This is a genomic window from Acinetobacter sp. CIP 101966, from assembly GCF_000369725.1.
Classification (GTDB): Bacteria; Pseudomonadota; Gammaproteobacteria; order Pseudomonadales; family Moraxellaceae; genus Acinetobacter; species Acinetobacter lwoffii_Q.
Genome location: NZ_KB850161.1, coordinates 26,956 through 44,940 on the forward strand (window position 1 = coordinate 26,956; position 17,985 = coordinate 44,940).

The 17,985-nt window shown below is 44.0% G+C and carries 17 protein-coding genes and 2 pseudogenes; 11 read left to right on the forward strand and 8 right to left on the reverse strand.

Features of this window, described 5'->3' with window-relative positions; all coding sequences use genetic code 11:
- The first annotated feature begins 558 nt into the window (after positions 1 to 558).
- The 7 genes from F891_RS14375 (at position 559) to F891_RS14405 (ending at position 8,514) form a co-directional block, all read left to right on the forward strand.
- The gene (locus tag F891_RS14375) at positions 559 to 1,785 is read left to right on the forward strand and encodes a replication initiation protein (protein WP_005099832.1); all 1,227 of its coding nucleotides are present in this window, start codon (positions 559 to 561) and stop codon (positions 1,783 to 1,785) included.
- Between the two features lie 1,412 nt (positions 1,786 to 3,197).
- Positions 3,198 to 3,728, forward strand: a complete 531-nt coding sequence (locus tag F891_RS14385; protein ID WP_005099831.1) for a plasmid mobilization protein — start codon at positions 3,198 to 3,200, stop codon at positions 3,726 to 3,728.
- On the forward strand, positions 3,722 to 5,806 hold the full coding sequence (locus F891_RS14390; RefSeq protein ID WP_005099830.1) for a relaxase/mobilization nuclease domain-containing protein: 2,085 nt from the start codon (positions 3,722 to 3,724) through the stop codon (positions 5,804 to 5,806). Before F891_RS14385 ends, F891_RS14390 begins: the two co-directional genes overlap by 7 nt.
- An 86-nt stretch (positions 5,807 to 5,892) precedes the next feature.
- Positions 5,893 to 6,465, forward strand: coding sequence for a LexA family protein (locus tag F891_RS14395; RefSeq protein WP_005099829.1), 573 nt, complete (start codon positions 5,893 to 5,895; stop codon positions 6,463 to 6,465).
- Positions 6,462 to 7,760 carry a Y-family DNA polymerase gene (locus tag F891_RS14400; protein WP_005099828.1) on the forward strand — a complete coding sequence of 433 codons (1,299 nt, stop codon included), beginning with the start codon at positions 6,462 to 6,464 and terminating at the stop codon, positions 7,758 to 7,760. The genes F891_RS14395 and F891_RS14400 overlap by 4 nt, the downstream gene beginning before the upstream one ends.
- A gap of 70 nt (positions 7,761 to 7,830) precedes the next feature.
- Complete coding sequence (locus F891_RS18345; protein ID WP_005099827.1) at positions 7,831 to 7,971, forward strand: type II toxin -antitoxin system TacA 1-like antitoxin; 141 nt, start codon at positions 7,831 to 7,833, stop codon at positions 7,969 to 7,971.
- Between the two features lie 333 nt (positions 7,972 to 8,304).
- A complete protein-coding gene (locus F891_RS14405; protein WP_005099826.1) occupies positions 8,305 to 8,514 on the forward strand; it encodes a hypothetical protein in 210 nt (69 codons plus the stop codon).
- A gap of 179 nt (positions 8,515 to 8,693) precedes the next feature.
- Here the strand turns inward: F891_RS14405 and xseB are convergent.
- The 6 genes and pseudogenes from xseB to F891_RS14425 form a co-directional block, all read right to left on the reverse strand.
- Positions 8,694 to 8,887: pseudogene (xseB, locus tag F891_RS17585) on the reverse strand (exodeoxyribonuclease VII small subunit).
- Entirely contained in the window at positions 8,877 to 10,142 is a 1,266-nt protein-coding gene (gene xseA, locus F891_RS14410) for an exodeoxyribonuclease VII large subunit (RefSeq protein WP_005099824.1), read from the reverse strand. Before xseA ends, xseB begins: the two are co-directional and overlap by 11 nt.
- A 167-nt stretch (positions 10,143 to 10,309) precedes the next feature.
- On the reverse strand, positions 10,310 to 10,576 hold the full coding sequence (locus F891_RS18480) for a type II toxin-antitoxin system TacA family antitoxin (protein ID WP_212749804.1): 267 nt from the start codon (positions 10,574 to 10,576) through the stop codon (positions 10,310 to 10,312).
- Between the two features lie 3 nt (positions 10,577 to 10,579).
- A pseudogene (locus F891_RS18485) lies at positions 10,580 to 10,783 on the reverse strand (antitoxin HicB); the annotation flags it as partial.
- A 112-nt stretch (positions 10,784 to 10,895) separates the two neighbouring features.
- Entirely contained in the window at positions 10,896 to 11,822 is a 927-nt protein-coding gene (locus F891_RS14420; RefSeq protein WP_228127823.1) for a nucleotidyl transferase AbiEii/AbiGii toxin family protein, read from the reverse strand.
- Positions 11,823 to 11,934: 112 nt separating this feature from the next.
- Positions 11,935 to 12,561: a DUF6088 family protein gene (locus F891_RS14425; protein ID WP_005099821.1), complete on the reverse strand. Its 627-nt coding sequence runs from the start codon at positions 12,559 to 12,561 to the stop codon at positions 11,935 to 11,937.
- Between the two features lie 486 nt (positions 12,562 to 13,047).
- On the opposite strand from F891_RS14425, the gene F891_RS14430 reads away from it, so the two are divergent.
- Positions 13,048 to 13,902 carry a DNA-binding protein gene (locus tag F891_RS14430; protein WP_005099819.1) on the forward strand — a complete coding sequence of 285 codons (855 nt, stop codon included), beginning with the start codon at positions 13,048 to 13,050 and terminating at the stop codon, positions 13,900 to 13,902.
- Positions 13,903 to 14,087: 185 nt separating this feature from the next.
- Here the strand turns inward: F891_RS14430 and F891_RS14435 are convergent, their stop codons facing one another.
- Positions 14,088 to 14,369 carry a type II toxin-antitoxin system RelB/DinJ family antitoxin gene (locus tag F891_RS14435; RefSeq protein ID WP_005099818.1) on the reverse strand — a complete coding sequence of 94 codons (282 nt, stop codon included), beginning with the start codon at positions 14,367 to 14,369 and terminating at the stop codon, positions 14,088 to 14,090.
- Positions 14,370 to 14,567: 198 nt separating this feature from the next.
- On the opposite strand from F891_RS14435, the gene F891_RS14440 reads away from it, so the two are divergent.
- The 3 genes from F891_RS14440 to F891_RS14450 are packed head-to-tail and all read left to right on the forward strand — an operon-like array spanning position 14,568 to position 16,100.
- On the forward strand, positions 14,568 to 15,032 hold the full coding sequence (locus F891_RS14440; RefSeq protein WP_005099817.1) for a hypothetical protein: 465 nt from the start codon (positions 14,568 to 14,570) through the stop codon (positions 15,030 to 15,032).
- Positions 15,033 to 15,057: 25 nt separating this feature from the next.
- On the forward strand, positions 15,058 to 15,639 hold the full coding sequence (locus F891_RS14445; RefSeq protein WP_005264129.1) for a type II toxin-antitoxin system MqsA family antitoxin: 582 nt from the start codon (positions 15,058 to 15,060) through the stop codon (positions 15,637 to 15,639).
- The gene (locus F891_RS14450) at positions 15,636 to 16,100 is read left to right on the forward strand and encodes a hypothetical protein (RefSeq protein ID WP_005099815.1); all 465 of its coding nucleotides are present in this window, start codon (positions 15,636 to 15,638) and stop codon (positions 16,098 to 16,100) included. Before F891_RS14445 ends, F891_RS14450 begins: the two co-directional genes overlap by 4 nt.
- Positions 16,101 to 16,556: 456 nt before the next feature.
- On the opposite strand, the gene F891_RS14455 is transcribed toward F891_RS14450, so the two are convergent.
- Positions 16,557 to 17,882: an ISNCY family transposase gene (locus F891_RS14455; protein ID WP_081401700.1), complete on the reverse strand. Its 1,326-nt coding sequence runs from the start codon at positions 17,880 to 17,882 to the stop codon at positions 16,557 to 16,559.
- Positions 17,883 to 17,985: the final 103 nt, after the last annotated feature.

Below are 17,985 nucleotides of genomic sequence, written 5' to 3' on the forward strand. Positions count from 1 at the left end.
CATAACTTCATAACTTCATAACTTCATAACTTCATAACTTCATAACTTCATAACTTCATAACTTCATAACTTCATAACTTCATAAAAATTTAAATAAATTTTAATTTTTATGCCGATGTTAACTCATCCGCAACTGCTCAGCCTACTCCAGTACCGTCTCTGTTGCCAGTAAAGCAATATCAGGTGTGTAAAGGATCACAAGTGCAAAAGCCTGTGACATGGCAGAGGCTGTATTCAAGAAACGGGTCTTGCCTTGTCCTTGGTAAATACCAAGGACATGCTCTCCAGCTTCCAGGATGATGATGGTTAAATGGAATCGCAGGTATTACGGCTGTGCTGAAGAGAGTTTACTTTGGGCAGGCAATACAAAATCTCTGAAACATTATAAAAAATGTTCATTTTTTAAACCTAACTAACTTTTTTTCCAAAAACCTCACCGATACGGCTGACTTTTTTTTGAATTTTGTAGACTCCAAAAAGAAGCGTTTTAAAGCTTCTTCGGGGGGAGAAATTTATAAAAATTTCTAAAAAATACAGACAGAAAAAAGTAGGTTACTCATGAATTGGTATATCGATACTTTACTTGAGCAAAAGAAAGACCATCAAAAAAAATCGTGCATGCCAGATGAAATCAGAAAGTTTCTGATCACACATTTACCCAAAACCATGCTTTGTTCGTCGAGTTTAAAAACAGAAAATCCAAAATCCTATCTACTCGAAAAACATATTGCTTTGAAAAACGAGCACATTCAGCCGAACCGTGAAAATATGTGGAAATTTATCGTCATAGATGATGATGTGAATAGTCCTGATGCTTACTTGGACCTACCGGTCCCTTTCCCTAATATTGTTGTGATCAACCCAGAGTCTGGCCATTGCCAACGGTGGTACTTTTTAGAAAATGGTGTATCACGCACGTCCCTGTCAAAAGGCAAGATCCAGGATTATTATTTAAAAACGTTATTCAAGCTGACAGCCATTTATCATGGTGATGCTGCATACAATGGCAATTTGGCAAGAAATCCTGTTCATCCCAAGCATATCTGCTTATACCCACGCTTAAAGCCTTATACGCTGAATGAGTTAAACAGTGGGATGGGAATATCAAAATCGGATTATGAAAAGGGGAATCCCGACAAATCTGAGGCTTTCCTGCGAATTCAGGAGTACTGTCGACAAAACAAAAAAATGTCGGAAAATATGGGGGCTGGCCGGAACTGCACAATTTTTGATGTTTTACGGGTAAAAGCGTACAAGATTCACCATGAGTACGGCACAGAAACTGATTTTGCACTGGATCTGCGATTTGAAGCCCAAAAAATCAACAAAAACTATTTTCCAAATAATCCCTTGCCAGACAATGAGCTTAAGCATATTGCCAACAGTATTGCCCGCTACTGTTTTACAAAGCTGCGGAATCGAAAATTTTCTTCACCATTTATTGAACGGCAAAAAGTTCGCGGGGCACTAGGCGGGGAAGCGCGATCAAGCAATTATCAAGGAGCCCGGCAAAAGTGTTTTGACCTCTACACGCAAGACCCATCTCTAAAAGTGTCTGAGATTGCTCAAGCGTGCGATGTATCAGAACGCACAATACGAACTTACCTCAAAGAGATCAAAAAGCAAAAAGAGCCTACTGTGGAATTGGTGGATTATTCTAGTTATACCAATGAACAGCTTGCCGTCCTGCTAAAAATCTCTGTTCGTACAGTTCAGCGCAGACGTGCAGCAGCGAAACTGCAAGCAAAAACAGCAGTAGAACAAGCTTATTCTCAGGAAGGGTGACAAACTGGAAAGTAGCCTATTCAGTTAAATACATGAAATGTAAGCTTTTAACTTTACCCCATATTATTAATTATATATTACTTAAAGGTGATGAATTTAATTGCAGTTTATAGATAATATTGATTAATATCAATATCTTATTAACATTAAATAGTTGTCTTGTTTTTAATGTTATTTAGTTTATCTAAACAATATTAATCTTCATATAAGTGAGAAACATGAATGATGTTACAGATATTCACTTGATCAAGTCTGCTTAGCTATGAGTTTTTGATTCAAGAATGCTCGTTTTAGTATTTTAAGCATGCCCTGAAAAATGAATCACTACTGGATCACTCGCCAACATGTGAGTTGGACAATTCTGATCTTATATGAAGAGCAGGGCCGCATCTAGTCCATTTTTAATATTCTTTTTATGGAATATCCAGAGCAGCGTAAATGACTTGGGACTTCGAATATACAGAGTAATTTGAAGAGTGACGTTAAACCTTGGCTGATGAAGAGCAAGCAGGAATACACAGTATAGCATGATCACATTGGCAACTGAGCAGTCAGCATCCAGATCGTCGATTGTGGACGTTGTTTGCTTTCGATTCATGATCTTCCACAATTTGTTGAATCGCTCTGATCAGACGTGTGAGGATAATTGACATGGCGTTCAGGTGCCAATCACAGAACATTTTGAATCGCTGAAACAAGAGTGCTCAATGTGAGAGCCAAAAAATTTACTGGACTTCGCTCAAAGATGCCTGCTGAGTTCCAGTGAAAGGCTCACGAACTCGTTAAATACACGATGAGTGAAGAACCTTTGCAAGAATGACATCAAGCACGTGGTCTATCTCAAACACTGCTGGCTGAATTGTTGGCAGTACAACAGCCTACAATAGCAAAATCGGAAAAGCTCCAGACCTATAGATATCTACTTTGTGTCGTCTTAATGAGGTAAGAAGTAAATAACCGGAAATCGTTGCTTATTTTTCTGAAAGTCAAGTAAAGATCCCTCATTTTGCAGAAATATCACAATTTGCTTGCTCATGTAAGAAGTGAAAAAGAGCCGATGTTGATACCTGGCTGAGTGTCCATTTGGATAAGAATTCCCACCATTTTTAGTCAGCATTTTTTCGGATGAGTCAACATATTTATTTAAAATTTTTTTTGAAAATAAAAAGACAATAAACATCTTTCTCGCATGTATAAAAATTTCAAAATTACCACCAAAACGGATGATTTTTTTAAATTTTTGCTACCGTTATCTAAGTCCTAACCGGATTAAGCAAGCCTACCTTGTACCCACAACTGTTCCCTTGCTGCGCAAGGTTCAATGTTGTCGGCTACAAGAGTCTTGTTAGGGGTTTGCACCCCTAAAACCCCAAAAAGCAAAAGCCCTCGATAAAAAAAGATGAGGTGAAAAGGTGGATGAAGATCGTGAAATGCTCGATGAATCATTTGCAGTTCAACAGAAAGTCAAGAAGGTCAATAAAACGGTGTCTCGCAAGATCAGGTTTAGACCTGATGAAGTGGCGCAGCTGGATGATTTCCTGAAGGAGATGGATCTCTCTTTTAGTCAGTTTGTCCGTGATGCGGTGGCATTGCGCCAGTCTGTGCCGAAGGCCACCACGAAAAAAAGAGTCACAACTGCTCCACCGCCTCAAGTGGATCCTGCACTGTTGCTGGAAATCGGCCGTATTGGGACGAACATCAACCAGATCGCTCGCAGCCTAAACATCTTAAAAAACGATGAATCACAATCAGAACTACGGGCACAGTTTTCTTTTGCCGAATGCCTGCGGGTGTTGCTGCAGATGCTGGAAGAGCTGCATGCGGTAATCGGGGAACTACCCAAGATTTCTCGAAGTGAAGAAGCTGTACAGAAGGCCAGGATGAGGGCGATTCAAAAGTTCTTGCCTGAGGTGGAGGAGAATCTGGAGGAGCCCGCATGCTGATCAAGTTTTTGAAGCACGGTAAAGGCCACGCTCAGTTGGCCGCCTCCTATTTGATTGATGAGGTTGATCACCTGAACCGTAAACGTGCCGAGGTTCAGGTATTGGCCGGAGATCCGCAGACCTTTGGTGCCATTTGTGATGCCATCCCGCACAAGTGGAAATACACCTCTGCGGTCATTGCCTGGAGTGTGGAGGATGATCTCTCGCCAGAGCAAATCAAAGAAGTTCTATTCGAGTTTGAACAGCATGCTTTTGCCGGGCTGAAGCCACACCGCTATCACATGCTGGCAGTGATGCACCAAGAGGATAACGGCTCCAAACATGTACATGTTTTGGTGCCACGCATCGATCTGGAGACGGGGAAATCGCTGAATATCGCGCCCCCTGGACACAGACATTATTTTGACCCGTTACGTAATTATTTCAATTACAAATATGGCTGGTCACGTCCTGATGATCCTCTGCGCATGAAGACCACGCAAGAGTCTGATCATGTGCATCTACAGCTGGCGAGTGCGTTGAAGGCGGGCTTGCAAGGGCTGCCGAAGGAAACGGTGAAGCAGGTGGTTAACAGCGGTCTCGAGCTGTATGCAAAGCATCGTCTTATCAAAAACTATGCGGATGTCTGTCATGCCCTGAAAACCTTTCAGGGCGTGAGCAAAGTGGAGCCGCACCCGGACGCAAAAACGCCCTATATCGCGATTTTTATTCAAGACCGAAAACAGGCCATCCGGCTTAAAGGAGAGTTTTATGACCCAGAGTTTTGTATCGAGTCTTACATTGCAGCTCGAGCAGGAAAAAGCGCAGCTGGAAACAATGCAGAGCCAAATCTTCAGCTTGCAGAAGACTACTGTAAGCAATTTAGAAACTTACGTGACAAGCGTGCAAGCTATTACTCAGAAGTTTACGGAGATGCTGGAGCAGATCGGAGGGCAGGCAGAAGACCTGTCAGACACAGTGATTATCCCTATGCGGGAAACAACCCGGAAAATCGACGATTGGCACAGCACAGTGTTGCAGTTGACGGACGAAGTGGAGGAAGCCTTGTCTACCGCTATGTGGCGGATAACGGAAGTCTCCACCGGGTTGGATACCTTGACCGATTCCCGGGAAAAAATCCAGCAGATAGAACAGCAACTCAATCAGCAGCTCAGCGATCTGGCAGTTTCGCATCAGGCAGCCCTCGAACAGAACACCGCCCAGATCGAGAATTATCACCGGATAACGTTAGAAGCACTGCAACAGAAGCAGCAGCAGTTCCCCAAAGACCTGACCGAGCATCATCAGGCGATACAAGGCGAGTTCGACAGGCAGCTGAAAATGATGCTGATGGACGTGAAAGCCCGCTATACAGCTATCACAGTGGCCGTTTTATTACTCATCATGATCTGCTTGCTTATCTATGTCAGCAAAGAGACTTACAGCAAAAACAGCCAGCTGGCATATCTGGACAGTCAGGTCCTGCAACGGCAGCAAGACCTGCAGAAATACGACTACGCAATCCAGCAGCGTCAAATGCAATTGATGAAAGAGAGAAACTGAATGAACAACGAATTGACCACCTTGTTTCTGCAGCAAATCGAGCAATTAACAGCGCAATGCGAGTTACTCGTGGCACAGAACCAGCTTTTGATCGAGAAAAACCAGCAATTAACGATCTCGAATCGACAGTTAAGCGAAAGAAACTTGAAAATGAAGGAAGTAACAGAGGAGTGGAGGACCTTTGCCAAGGCCCTTCGAGAGAAGAACAGCGAACAGACCCGAATCCTCAACCAATTGAAATCAGCAGAGACTCAAAAACAGATTATTCAGGCTATTTCAGCGAGTTTGCAAACTTATTGGCAAGAACAATCAGAAAAATTTTTCGGAGCGCAAAAGCAGTCTATGCAGCAGCAAGCGGAACAGCTGGTGAAACAACAGATCACGTCCCAGATCCGACCACTACTGGACAGCCTGGAGCAAGATCATTTGCTCTTACAGAGGCAGATTTTGGAACTATCAAGGATGCTGCAACGCTAGCCAGATCAAGGCATGCAGCTAAAAAGCCAAAAGATGGCGGCTATGACTTAGGAATTTAATCCCCAATCCGACGAATGGAGTTGTTTTTTTCCACTGCTGTTTTTACCATCTTGATTATGTAACAAAACCAAGATAAACAAATAAAATGGATGAAAATCAGCATGGTGGTGCCCGTGAAGGTGCTGGTCGCAAACCGGTTCATGAAGGCCCAACCAAAGTGATCCGGGTTCCCGAAGCCCGTGTACTGGAGATCAGGCAGTATCTGGATCAGGTGAAAAAGCCAGGTTTCAACGATATTTCCTCGATTACTTTACTTGAAGCAAAAACGCATTGTGAAATTCCGGTCGCTCTGCAAAAGGTGGCAGCCGGTTTCCCTTCCCCCGCCCAGGACTATATCGACAAGACCCTGGATCTGAACGAGTTCCTGATCCATAACCAGCAGGCTACGTTTATCGTTGAGGTGGAATCGCTGTCCATGCGCGATGCAGGCATTGATCTGAAGGACAAGCTGATTGTCGATCGCAGTATCGAAGCCAAGTCAGGTGATATTGTTTTGGCCCTGATCGACAATGATTTCACCATCAAGCGACTGATGATCGAGGGTGATCAACGCTGGTTACAAGCGGAAAACCCGGATTATTCTGATATCCATTTTCAGGAAGGCCAGACCCTGCTGATCTGGGGTGTGGTCACCAGTGTGATCAAGAAGTTCAGATGAACAGTAGCGAGCGGATTTATGCCCTGATTGACATCAACAACTGTTATGTCAGTTGTGAACGCGTGTTTAATCCCAGCCTGAATCACCGTCCCGTGATTGTGCTGAGCAATAATGATGGTTGTGCCGTGGCCCGCAGTAATGAGGCTAAAGCCCTGGGCATCAAGATGGGCGTTCCTCTGTTTCAGGTTCAGGAGATTGTGCAGCGGCATCAGGTGGTAGTGCTGTCGAGCAACTATGCCTTGTATGCAGAAATGTCCAAGCGTTTTCATTCTATTCTGGCCAGTTATGTGGCACCGCATGAACAGGAAATTTATTCGATTGATGAATGTTTTCTGGATTTGAGCAGTTATGCGCAAAATTTTGACTTGACCCGCTATGCCAGAGAGATGAAACAGCGGATCTGGGACTGGATTGGGTTGCCGGTATCCATCGGGATTGGCCGTAGCAAGACCGAAGCCAAGCTGGCCAATCATCTTGCCAAAAAATGGCCAGGCTTTGCTGGGGTGTGCAATGTGCTGGAACTGGATTATCTGGATCAGGAAACGCTGTATGCCGGAATCGAGGTGGGTGAAGTCTGGGGTGTGGGACGCAAGCTGGTCAAAAAGCTGAACCAGATGGGCATCCATTCGGTACTGGATCTGGCCATGCAGGATGCGCATCGTATGGGCAGTGTGTTTTCAGTGCTGATGCAGCGCACGGTACTGGAATTACAGGGCATCTCCTGTTTGCAACTGGAGGATGCTCCTGCACCCAAGCAGCAGATTGTGGCCAGCCGCTCTTTTGGTGAACGGATCACGGAACTGGATGATCTGAAGGAAGCCATGGGCAAGTATGTACAGGATGCGGTGATGCGCTTGCGTGCGGATGCCTCGCTGTGTAGCTGTATCATTGCTTTCGTGCAATCCAATCCTTTTGATCAGAACACAGCGTACTACAGCAAATCGTTGGCCTTCGAGTTTCCCGAACCGACGGACTGTGTGTTGGATCTGATTCATGCTGCGATGCATTTGTTGGAAAGGATCTATAAGCCAGAAGTGAAATATAAAAAATGCGGAGTGATTCTGACCGGTCTGGTCAGCAAGACCCGCTATGTGCCTGACCTGCTTACAGACCATCGCCAGAGAGAATGCAATGAACAGCTGATGCAGGCTTTAGAAGCCGTGCAAGCCAGATATGGCAAGACTAAACTGGCAGTAGGATCGTGTTATCTGCCACAGCGGAAATGGTCGATGAACCGGACACATCTGAGCCAGAACTATTTCAGCTGGCAGGGATTATTGAAAATTACCCATTAAGCTATGTCAGCTTGTCACGGTATTACCCTACGGCCAAAATCGACTGGTGTTGATTGCAAGGAATAGAAGAATGTCTAAAGTCATCCGTGAACGTATCACCCTACATGTTGATCCTGAAACCAAACAATTGGCGCAACGCGCTGCTGCAGCCATGGGATGTGCTTCCTTAACCGAATTTCTGCTGTATTTGATCAGAGAGAATGCCCCCTGATTTTACAGGAGAAGACCTCTATGACATTGGATCATGCGCAGTTCGACCGGTTTGTTGCAGTCTGCAATGCCCATCCTATTGTTCCCGCCAGATTGAAGGAAGCGGCCTCAGCAACTCGGTCAAGAAGGCTTTTAATATTCTGATGCAAGGTTTGGAGCTGGATGATCTGGATCAGCAAACCCTGTCTGCAACTGGAGGATGCCTCCACCCCGAATCAGCAGATTGTGGTGAGCCTCCCTATTGCGGACGGAACGCTGTTGGGAAGACACTCATAGCGCTATGGTAAAACATTGAGCTCATCATATTGCAAACAACTCAGGAGGCTTAAATCTCATGGCTAAAACAACGAAGGATGATATCCCTGTAGAAGAATCACAGCAGGCCAGGGAGGTTTCCGACAAAGTAACGGAAGCTAGAGAGTTAGTGGGCAAGCAAATGTCAGCGAACCTGATCGCGATCGCAGAACTGACCCATACCCCGATTCCACACATGCAGGTAGATGAACACGGGGTTTTTCACGAGATTCAAAACACTGATAGGTAGACCAGCATGGATTGCAGGAACGGACGGTATTCTCCTGTTCAATCAGTCGAGTGCTCAGATCCGGTTTGATCGTTATCGTTAAGTCCATATTTTTGTACCTAACACATGGTTTTATAGCGTTAAGTACAGGAATACGTACTGAACAGACAAAGCGTTTTTATGGTTCTTAGGCTTTTTATCTATTCCTTAAAGGTGTCATTTAATGCCTGCTGAACCGCATCAATCCTTGATTTGCAGGCTTTATAGGCGGTCTCGATTCTTCAACGATCACCATCAGGTTATCAATATCCGGTTCTTCCTGCAATTCCAGCAGTTCGGCATTCTTCTTGAGAATCTCGTAGCCCTGTTTGAAACTGAGTTCTTCATTGTTCATGTGTACTTACCTGTGTCACGGTGGCATCAATCCTGCCATCCTGGAGTTCGATCTGGAGTTGCTGGCCAGTGATTTGCTGCACTGAGCGGATAGCCTTGCCCTGACTGCGGACAATCGCATAGCCTTTGGCCATCACGTTTCGTGGGTTCTGTAGCAAGGTTTCCCGCATCAGGGATTCGGTCTGCTGTACAGCCTGCCGCAGCTGTTGCTGGGCAAAATACTGGGTATCGCTTTTTAAGAGATCAACACTACGCTGCGCATCATTGAGCTGGCTTTGTGCCAGGGTTTGGATGGTTTTCAGGTACTGGTCATTCTGGCTTTGATAGGCGGTCAGCTGATGCTGGGACAGCAGTTTAATGGTTTGCAGTGCCGTACTGGCTTCATTGACCCGTTCGACAATCAGGTTGCGGATCCCGGCGATGACTTTGCTCGGGGTATCAAAGGAGCGATGCGCGATTTCATCCAGAATGGTGCGGTCTTTCTCGTGGCCAATGCCGACCCAGATTGGCACTGTTCTTTTGCATAGCAGTGCAGCCAGCTCATAGTCGTTCAGATAAGCCAGATCATTCACTGCCCCACCACCGCGGATAATCACAATCAGGTCGGGAGCGCTTTGATACTCTTGAGCCCACTGCTTTAATGCACTGGCCAGGGCCTGCATGATGCTGGTTGGGGCAGTATTGCCCTGGAAGGTGGCTGAATGATAAACGAAATGGCAGACACCCGCCTGGGCCAGGGCATCAGCATCTTTTTTGAAGTCCCCCAGCCCGGCGGCATTTTCCGGGGCGATGACCAAGACGTTCTGCAAATCAAAAGGTGTCGGTAGCTGTTTGTTGTGATTGAGCAGGCCTTCCTGGGTCAGGCGCTGCAGGATCTGCTGATAACGTTTGGCAATATCCCCCAGGGTAAAGCTGGAGTCGATGTCTTCAATATTGACGGAGAAACCGTATTGCGGATCAAATTTGGCTTTGACCTTGATCAGGACATTCAAGTCCTTGGACAGTTCAATGCCGCTTTCTCGTTCAAACCTTAGCACGATTTTTTGCGCGGTGAATTTCCAGAGGGTGCCTTTACAGCTGGCAATCACTTTATGGCTGTCTTCATCTTTCTCTGCCAGTTCCAGATAGTAATGCCCGCCTTTGATACTCAGGTTACGGATCTCGGCTTTGACCCATAGCGCTTCATCGAAAGTCAGCTGGATGACTTCCTGTACGGTGGTCAGGTATTCACTGAGACTGAGTTGGGTTTCTGACATGAAAGAAGATACGGAATGAGGTCATTTGATCCTACAAAATAACAGCTTTCATTTCAAAGCATAGAATTGTTTGGAAAATCCAAAGTGTTGCTGTGTACGTCCACAAGCTGCTGAAAGCCTCTCATCAAGAATTGACTATTTTGCGCTGAGGATAAACGGGTAAAACTTCAATTTTTATCCAGTAAGCTTATCAAGTGCTTTAAGGCGTCATTTGCAGGACGAGGATTTTCAAGCGCATCTATCAGCATGGCGTGATCTGCCTCATTCCCTTGCACCACAGGGTTGGATTTCAGCAAATCTTCTGCCCGTTCCAAAGAGGCATAAAGGATAAAATCACTGACACTGATGCCCAACAGGTTTGCGGCCTGCTCAAGCACTTTTTTGTGATCTGGCGTTATCCGAATATTGATCTGTTCAGTTGCCAGGTGAGCCATATTTTGTGCAGAGCGTGGCGTAGGTACTGTTTCATGCTTACTGATCATCTCTGCTACAACCTCGGCAACAAGATCAACAATTCCTGAGAACGCTTTAGACTGATCTACGTCAAGCCAGGATAATGCCGGGAACTCGGCACATAAACCGACATATGCATGATCTGCTGCCGACCATGTGACACGGTAAGTATAGTGTTTGCTGTCCATTTGATCCCTCAGCATGCTTTAGGCTGACCCAGTGCAGCCTAGATTTGTTTAGCCTGGTGGAGTTTAGATATTTCACTATGGTCTGGAATCACCATCCATGTGATAGCCAGCTTTATCGTCCATGGCCTTGAACTGATGCATTGATTAAATCCTGGATTTGTCTTGCTGACGCGACAATGTGTTCAAAGTCGACCTGAGAATTATAAAGCATGTTGGCCTGACGCATTTTATTGAAGTCCTCGGTTAATAATCTTAAACCGTCCTGGTTCGGCAGCAGCAGGAATTCTCCCTGCAGGCATTTGTCATAGTGAGCATAGCTGGCATTGAAGAAGATATTCTTGAGTTGAATCACATCATGCAGCAGCGGGATATTCTGCATGGCTTGCTGGCCGATCTGATGGTTTCCCAACGCCATCAGGTCAAACCAGTGACGTGACAAGCGCTCTGCGGTCTCTCTTACGCCTCGATGACACTCGACATGGATCAAGGTCGCCTTTTCCCAGAAAGTGCGTTCTGCTGAGAGTACCGTGACCTGGCTGGATGGAAATGCGATCTCTTCGATCTTGTCGGCCATATAGGGTTGTACCGTCCAGATCTCATTCGGATCAATAATATTGCGGCCACCAAATTCGATCAGGATATATCCGAGAAGATATTGGTTTCTCTCCTTCAGCACGGAGGGATACCTGAACTGGATCGCTTCACCGCCTTCCAAGACTTTGATTTCAAATAGTTCGCTACGGGGTAATGACGCAACTTGCGCTTGCAGGTACGGTGCCACCACATCTTCCGCATACGCCTGGACTTCACGCTTGAGTGCTTTATTAATCCGTCGAAGCGTACCCGAGCCGATGTCATCCGGAGCAGTTTGCCCTTCCAGCAGCCCCAGGCTGCTGACGGCCTCAAACTGGCGATAGTCTAGAGTCACATCGATATCTTCAGAGAAGCGGTCAATCACGTTATACACTTTGGATAAAGAGGTACCGCCTTTGAAGGCCATCTTTAAACGCTTCGGCATCTCAAATAGCTGTTTCAGCACCCAGCACACCCAGAGATCTTTTTCTGCAATTTCCAGATCGCGCTCCGCCTGGATGGAGGCGTAATATCTCAGGATATCCGTCTGATCCTTGACGCTGAGCTGCATAAACGATTCAGGCATGTGCTCTTCCCCCTTTTAATGCGCTCTTCATCCAGTGGGTCAGTTCAGCTTTGGCGAGCTGTTCAAACTCTTTCTCCGTCAAGCGTGACTGAATATGCTGAATCACCTGCTCATTGACCAGGTCTTTTCCCAAGTAGTACAAGGCGGCAATTGCCATCCCGACGTCAGTTCCGGCATGCTGCAGCAGTTTCCGGTTAGCGGTATGGATAAACTTCACTCTGGAGCCGGCAATTTCAATCTCGCGTGAAATTCCATTGGTGTAAAACACCTTGGTCAGTGGTACCTGAGTGCTGAGTCCCAGTTTGTTTGCCGCAATCGCGCCATGGATCTGAATGGTTTCATTGTTTTTTTTGGCGATCACCTTGATCGTCTCGTTCAAGTCAGGCGGCAAACGCTTGCCTTTCAGAATCGGACTGTATTCAGGTTTATAGTAAATGCCATTCTGGATACGGCAAATCTGCCCCTCTTCAGCCAAACGCGACAGGCTGCGCTGAACCGCCTGACGTGATCCCTCGACATGAAGATGGTCTGCATAAAACACCCGGCCACGCTGAAATCGTGTGATCTTCTGCTTCACCATTTCCGCAACGCTATGCGTGGTCTGTGCATTCAAGGCCATGCTACTGTCCAACGATAATCTGTCTAAAATACTACAATAATTCTGGACAGAATAGCAGATATAAACCGATATAATTCTAGACAAAATATTTCATCAATAGGATATAAAAACAATATTTATAAATAGCTTATAAAACTTTAATGATTTTCAACCTGTTCAATTTAAAGAATCCATAATCCCCCAGTCATATCATCCTGTTGCATAAGCCATATCGTTATACATCTAAGTCAAATTGCGCACCATACCCCCCTCTCGCCTGTGTAAATAACAGAACCGCAAAAGTGCCAATGCCACGTGCAAAAACACAAACTGACCGGACCAGCAAAATTCACCCGATCCATTTGCAAACCTGACTTTTTTTGAAAAAGCACACCGAAACGGAGGTGAAAAAATCAAATCCATTACACTCCCGGGAGTGCACCGAAAAGAACCAAATTAAATTAACCCGCACTAAAGTAAAGTAAATTAAATTAGGGAGTTAAACTCATGGCTGCTAAACCAATAACCAAGCAAGATGTCTATAATGCGATTGAACAGCTGCTGGCTGAAACGGGCCGCTATACCAATGCTGCGATCATGGATCTGATAGGCGGTTCATCCGTGACCGTGCAGAAATACCGAAAAGAGTACGAACGGGAACATCGAGATGGGGTGCAACAAAAAGCGCTGAGCTTGAAAGAAGCTGAACATAAACGACTTTCCGATGCCGTGGCCGAGATTATTTCTGGCCGGATTACAGAAATCAGCGACAGCCATAGCAGTGAAATCGAGCGCTTGTCTGAGGAGCTGGACACTGTACTGATCGACAAGGAAAACCTGATTCAGCAGCATGCACAGCAACTGGTTGAAATAGAACAGCTCAGCGCTGAAAACCTCGAATTGAGCGCAAAACTCAGGTTTCTCGAAGAGGGACAGGAACGCTCCAGAGCGGAAATTTTGGAGCAATACGAGAAGCACAAGGTACAAGTCAATCAACAGCTGGAGCTGGCCAAGCAGCAGTATGACGAAGCCATCAAAAATTATCAGGATGCCCAACAAGAACTGAAAGCAGATAAAGCACAGCTCATTTCTGACCATCATGCTGAAAAACAGCGATTACAGAGTAAAATCCACGAATTGCAAACAAAATTGGCTGAAGCCATTTCCAGCGAGAAAGTAACAGCGGTGCGTTATGAAGAAGCACAAAAGCAGCTGGTACGCGCTTCACGCGACATCGCCGAGTTAAAAGATGAAATCAGGCAGATGCGAAATCCACCGTCACCGGCAAAACGTGGAAAAGCAAAAGAAGAGCTACCGCCAATGGATGGCAAGACTGGGGATTTACTGGATATGCTTGAATGATGGCTGGTTCAGTGATGCAGAAAAATAAGGCAAGTATTCGATCTGTGTAATAGCCCCTGCCCCCATATCAGACCGTCCGCCCAGAAAATTGCAAAAGTGCGTATTCGAAAAGCGGACATTTTTACCTGGAGCTTACAGGATTAACAATGCAAGAATTGGGCCTTGGGTCATATTCTGAATAGGAACTAATACCCACCATCATCTTCTGCGAAACGAGTGAGTGAAGAATGATCATGGATATGGACACTCGGTATGTCCTGGCTCGCTGCAATTAGCCTTGCCGTATTCAGATCATCTTCACTCGCTTGCAGGGTGATCGGGATTTGGCCTGTACGTACAATTTCAGCATAAATCATCGGAATTAGGCTTTCTGGTGTGATGCCAACTTGTGCCATTATGCATTCTGCTGCTTCTAAAACCTGTTGATCCACGGTGTATTCGAGCTGTTTTTTAACGTATTTTTTCATAAATGGAACGTCTACTTGAGGCTTACATCTGAATTGCCAATAAGAGTTTTATGTTAACTAAGAGACACAATATGTCGTACTTTAATTGATAAAAACTTGCCTAAATACCCCAATATATAGAAAATATAAAGACTTAATAATATTTTTAGCTCACTAGTGAAGCTTTATTATTTTTTTACTGGGGGTAGACTTACCATAATGGTAACATATAGAATAATTAGTAGGTACAAAGAACTAGGCGATCTAGAAAGTCTTCATGACGGTTTGGAAAAATCTCAGCTTTTTATTACCTGTAATAAATGCCCTCTTTATGACCCTAAAGAGATCTTAGAGAAGCTTAAGGATGATTCTTTTCGCTTTATTACTGCTACACAGCAAAGCAGAAAAGACTTAACTTATCGTCTTCAAATAACTTTGCCATCAGATGTATCAAAATTAAGAGAGTTAGTACGTATTGCTTTAACAAAGGGTAAATATATTAATTCTCAGTGGTGCAAAACCAGTGATGCAGTGTGGGCTGCTTGCGATTCATATAAATTTGAACATACCGAGTACAATCAGAATGCGCATAAATATATGACTAGTGAGATCTATCTTAAATTTGCTTTGAATAACAAAGGGCAAGCTTTATTGATAGTTTCAGCTCATCCTCCTAGAAACTGATTTCATAAGGTGTAAGGGGTTCGCCATGTTAAATAATACTTGTGTAATGTGTGATGAAGGTCTACTTACAAAAAAAACTGTTATTGATAATGTAGATTTTAAAGGTCAAGTATTAAAAGTTCCGAATACTCATCTTGAATGTAACCTATGTGGTTGTATTGAATTAGATAATGAGTATATGAAAGTAAATAATCGCGCTTTAAATATAGAGAAAAAGAAAGCTTTGAATTTATTTACTGGCTCGGAAATTAAGGAAATACGTGAAAGTTTAAGACTTTCTCAAAGTGAAGCTAGCGCTATTTTTGGTGGTGGAAAGGTAGCCTTTTCTAAATATGAGAATGATGATGTTATTCAGTCAAAATCAATGAATACTTTGATTGGCGCAGCTAATAGAATTCCTGATCTACTCCCATATTTAATATCTCAATCATCTTTATCAAATTCACCAAAGTTTCAAGGTGACTATGAAGATGTATATCTAGAAGAAGACTTTAATCCTCTAATTGAATGCAAAAATAGACCAAGTATATTTGTGGTTGAAGCTTCTCAAGAGTTTGATTCTGGAACAAATGGTTATACAGAACTTCAATGTGATGATGCTGCATGAATACGAATAAAATAGATACTATTACTCCTATAGATGAAGCTTTAGCTAATTTAGCTATTAAAAATATTTTTTTAAAATCAATGAAGTGTGAAAACTTCAAATTTGATATAGAGCTTTATCCAAACTATGACTATAAAGTGCTTTTAAAGCACAAAGTAGTTAGATCTTCTGTTTTGGAAAGTACTGATCATAAACAACATTTATTAAGAGTATTACTTAGTTACGGGGTTAAATGGGTTTCAAAAGAAGATCCTCAAGATGAATTAGCTGTTATTGAAGCTGAATATATTGCTGAATATAGACTGAAACAAAAAATATCTGATACGGCTATTGATGAGTTTTGTCTAAAAAATGTTGGCCATAATGTTTGGCCCTATTGGAGAGAATTTGTTAGTACAACTTCTCAAAGATTAAATTTGCCAAATTTAACTTTACCTTTGCAAAAGCCAGTTAAAAAATGAAAAAGCCCGACATCTTGTCGGGCTTTTTCGCGTTTGGTTGGTAGGTAGGTCTGCTGTTCTACCTCACGTCCTAGTGTTGGAACTTATCATTATTGTTTTCTGTTCTGGAACTTCCTGTTCCTGTATGACTTCATCATAAGTAAAAAACCGCAGATCCCCTAGCCGCAAAATCCCTAAATCTCTGTGCGCCAGGGCGTACAAAAACGGCTAAAAGTTGTCCCGGTTTTATCCGCAGAAATTGGGGATAATTTTTGCCCTGGACACCTGATGGAATCAGGAAAAACCGCAAAACAGGCTATTTTTTAAACAAATTGATTGGCGAAAGATGCCAGGATCGAACAGAAAAAAGCCAACTTGTTTCCAAATCAGCTTTTCGGGTTTGCGTCCCCGATTTCTTATAATATAAGTTGTTGTAAAATATAACTATTTTTTATGTAACTCCAAAGTAGAAATGTCCTATACAGACATTTCCAAGTCAAGTACAGGATTCAGATTTCGTTCTTTGATTACTGTTTTCTGTGCACGTCTGCTTGGCATCTTTTGAGAACGATTACGTTTGTTTTGCTGTTCTAATTCTTCGTGCTGTTGTTGAATATGATTGAGAACAGCACCTAAACGTTTATTCTCAACAATCTCTCGCTGGTTAAGCTGACTTAATTTATCGAAGATGCTGTAATTGATTTTTCTTCCCTGATATTCAATTGCAACTGTACCATCCGGGTATTCAAGGAACTCAAGATACTTGCCAATCAATCTTTGGTTTTCTTCCGTGTTTTCCAGGAGATATACGCATTTATCATAAGTAATCGTCAGGCTGTTCGTCACTCTGCGGGGTTCACGCCAGGTAAAAACATCATCTAACTCTTCGGCTGTTTCAGTGACAGTCCGGTGTAGATCCTTGGGATTAAAGGCCATCTTGGCAAACTTCTGATTGAATTGCTCAATGAAGCAGGGTAGCCAGGCATTCGCTTGTTCAATCGAACAGATGCCTTCCAGGCGCATTTCTTTGATCAGACGGTCCTGAAGCGTTCTATTGGCTCGTTCTACACGGCCTTTGGCCTGTGGTGAATTAGCGAAGATAATATCAATATTCAGGGTGCTGAGTACGCGCCCAAATTGCGTAATCTTGGTGTCTTTCTTGCTGCTTTGATTCACCCTGAAGACTGAATGTTTATCGCTGTAAAATGCCAACGGCTTACCATGCTGCTCAACATACAAACGTGTTGAAATCATATAGTCAAAGGTTGATTCTGATTCACAGAAGCGTAAATGCTGCAATTTTCCTGTGGCATCATCAATAAACACCAGTAAACAGCACTTAGCAGCGCGTCCTTCAAACCAGTCATGGTAAGAGCCATCAATTTGTACCAGTTCACCATAACAGTCCCGGTTATAACGAGGCTGATACGGGCGTTTCAGGCGCTTGGCGCGAGGAATCCACAGATCGGCTGCAATCATCCAGGAACGCAGGGTTTCTACTGAAATATTAAAGCCATAAACGCTAGTCAGCTTTTCATGGGCTAAAGTTGGTCCGAAACCATGGAATTGTTCAGCGACCAGATTGAGGCACTTGAGTCTGATCTCTTCAGGAAGCCTGGAATTGCTGGTTTGGCCACGACCGGCATGGGCTAATGCAGTGGGACCTTGAGCTTTGTATTTTTGCAGTAAGCGTCTGATCTGACGTTCTGAAATATGCAGTAGCTGAGCAGCTTGGGATTGAGTTATGCGTTGATCACAGATTTCCTGCAAGATCGACAATCGTTTAAGTTCTTTATCCGACATAGACACCAACATATCAAACCGTCCGCTAAGGAAATTGCAAAAGTGCATATTCTAAAAGCGGACATTTTTACTTTGGAGAAACCGGACATTTCTATTTTGGGCT

Coding starts and splice junctions, on each gene's coding strand:
- F891_RS14375 (WP_005099832.1), top strand. CDS start 559: ATGAATTGGTATATCGATACTTTACTTGAGCAAAAGAAAGACCATCAA.
- F891_RS14390 (WP_005099830.1), top strand. CDS start 3,722: ATGCTGATCAAGTTTTTGAAGCACGGTAAAGGCCACGCTCAGTTGGCC.
- F891_RS14395 (WP_005099829.1), top strand. CDS start 5,893: ATGGATGAAAATCAGCATGGTGGTGCCCGTGAAGGTGCTGGTCGCAAA.
- F891_RS14400 (WP_005099828.1), top strand. CDS start 6,462: ATGAACAGTAGCGAGCGGATTTATGCCCTGATTGACATCAACAACTGT.
- F891_RS18345 (WP_005099827.1), top strand. CDS start 7,831: ATGTCTAAAGTCATCCGTGAACGTATCACCCTACATGTTGATCCTGAA.
- F891_RS14405 (WP_005099826.1), top strand. CDS start 8,305: ATGGCTAAAACAACGAAGGATGATATCCCTGTAGAAGAATCACAGCAG.
- xseA (WP_005099824.1), bottom strand. CDS start 10,142: ATGTCAGAAACCCAACTCAGTCTCAGTGAATACCTGACCACCGTACAG.
- F891_RS18480 (WP_212749804.1), bottom strand. CDS start 10,576: ATGGCTCACCTGGCAACTGAACAGATCAATATTCGGATAACGCCAGAT.
- F891_RS14425 (WP_005099821.1), bottom strand. CDS start 12,561: ATGGCCTTGAATGCACAGACCACGCATAGCGTTGCGGAAATGGTGAAG.
- F891_RS14430 (WP_005099819.1), top strand. CDS start 13,048: ATGGCTGCTAAACCAATAACCAAGCAAGATGTCTATAATGCGATTGAA.
- F891_RS14435 (WP_005099818.1), bottom strand. CDS start 14,369: ATGAAAAAATACGTTAAAAAACAGCTCGAATACACCGTGGATCAACAG.
- F891_RS14440 (WP_005099817.1), top strand. CDS start 14,568: ATGGTAACATATAGAATAATTAGTAGGTACAAAGAACTAGGCGATCTA.
- F891_RS14445 (WP_005264129.1), top strand. CDS start 15,058: ATGTTAAATAATACTTGTGTAATGTGTGATGAAGGTCTACTTACAAAA.
- F891_RS14450 (WP_005099815.1), top strand. CDS start 15,636: ATGAATACGAATAAAATAGATACTATTACTCCTATAGATGAAGCTTTA.
- F891_RS14455 (WP_081401700.1), bottom strand. CDS start 17,882: ATGTCGGATAAAGAACTTAAACGATTGTCGATCTTGCAGGAAATCTGT.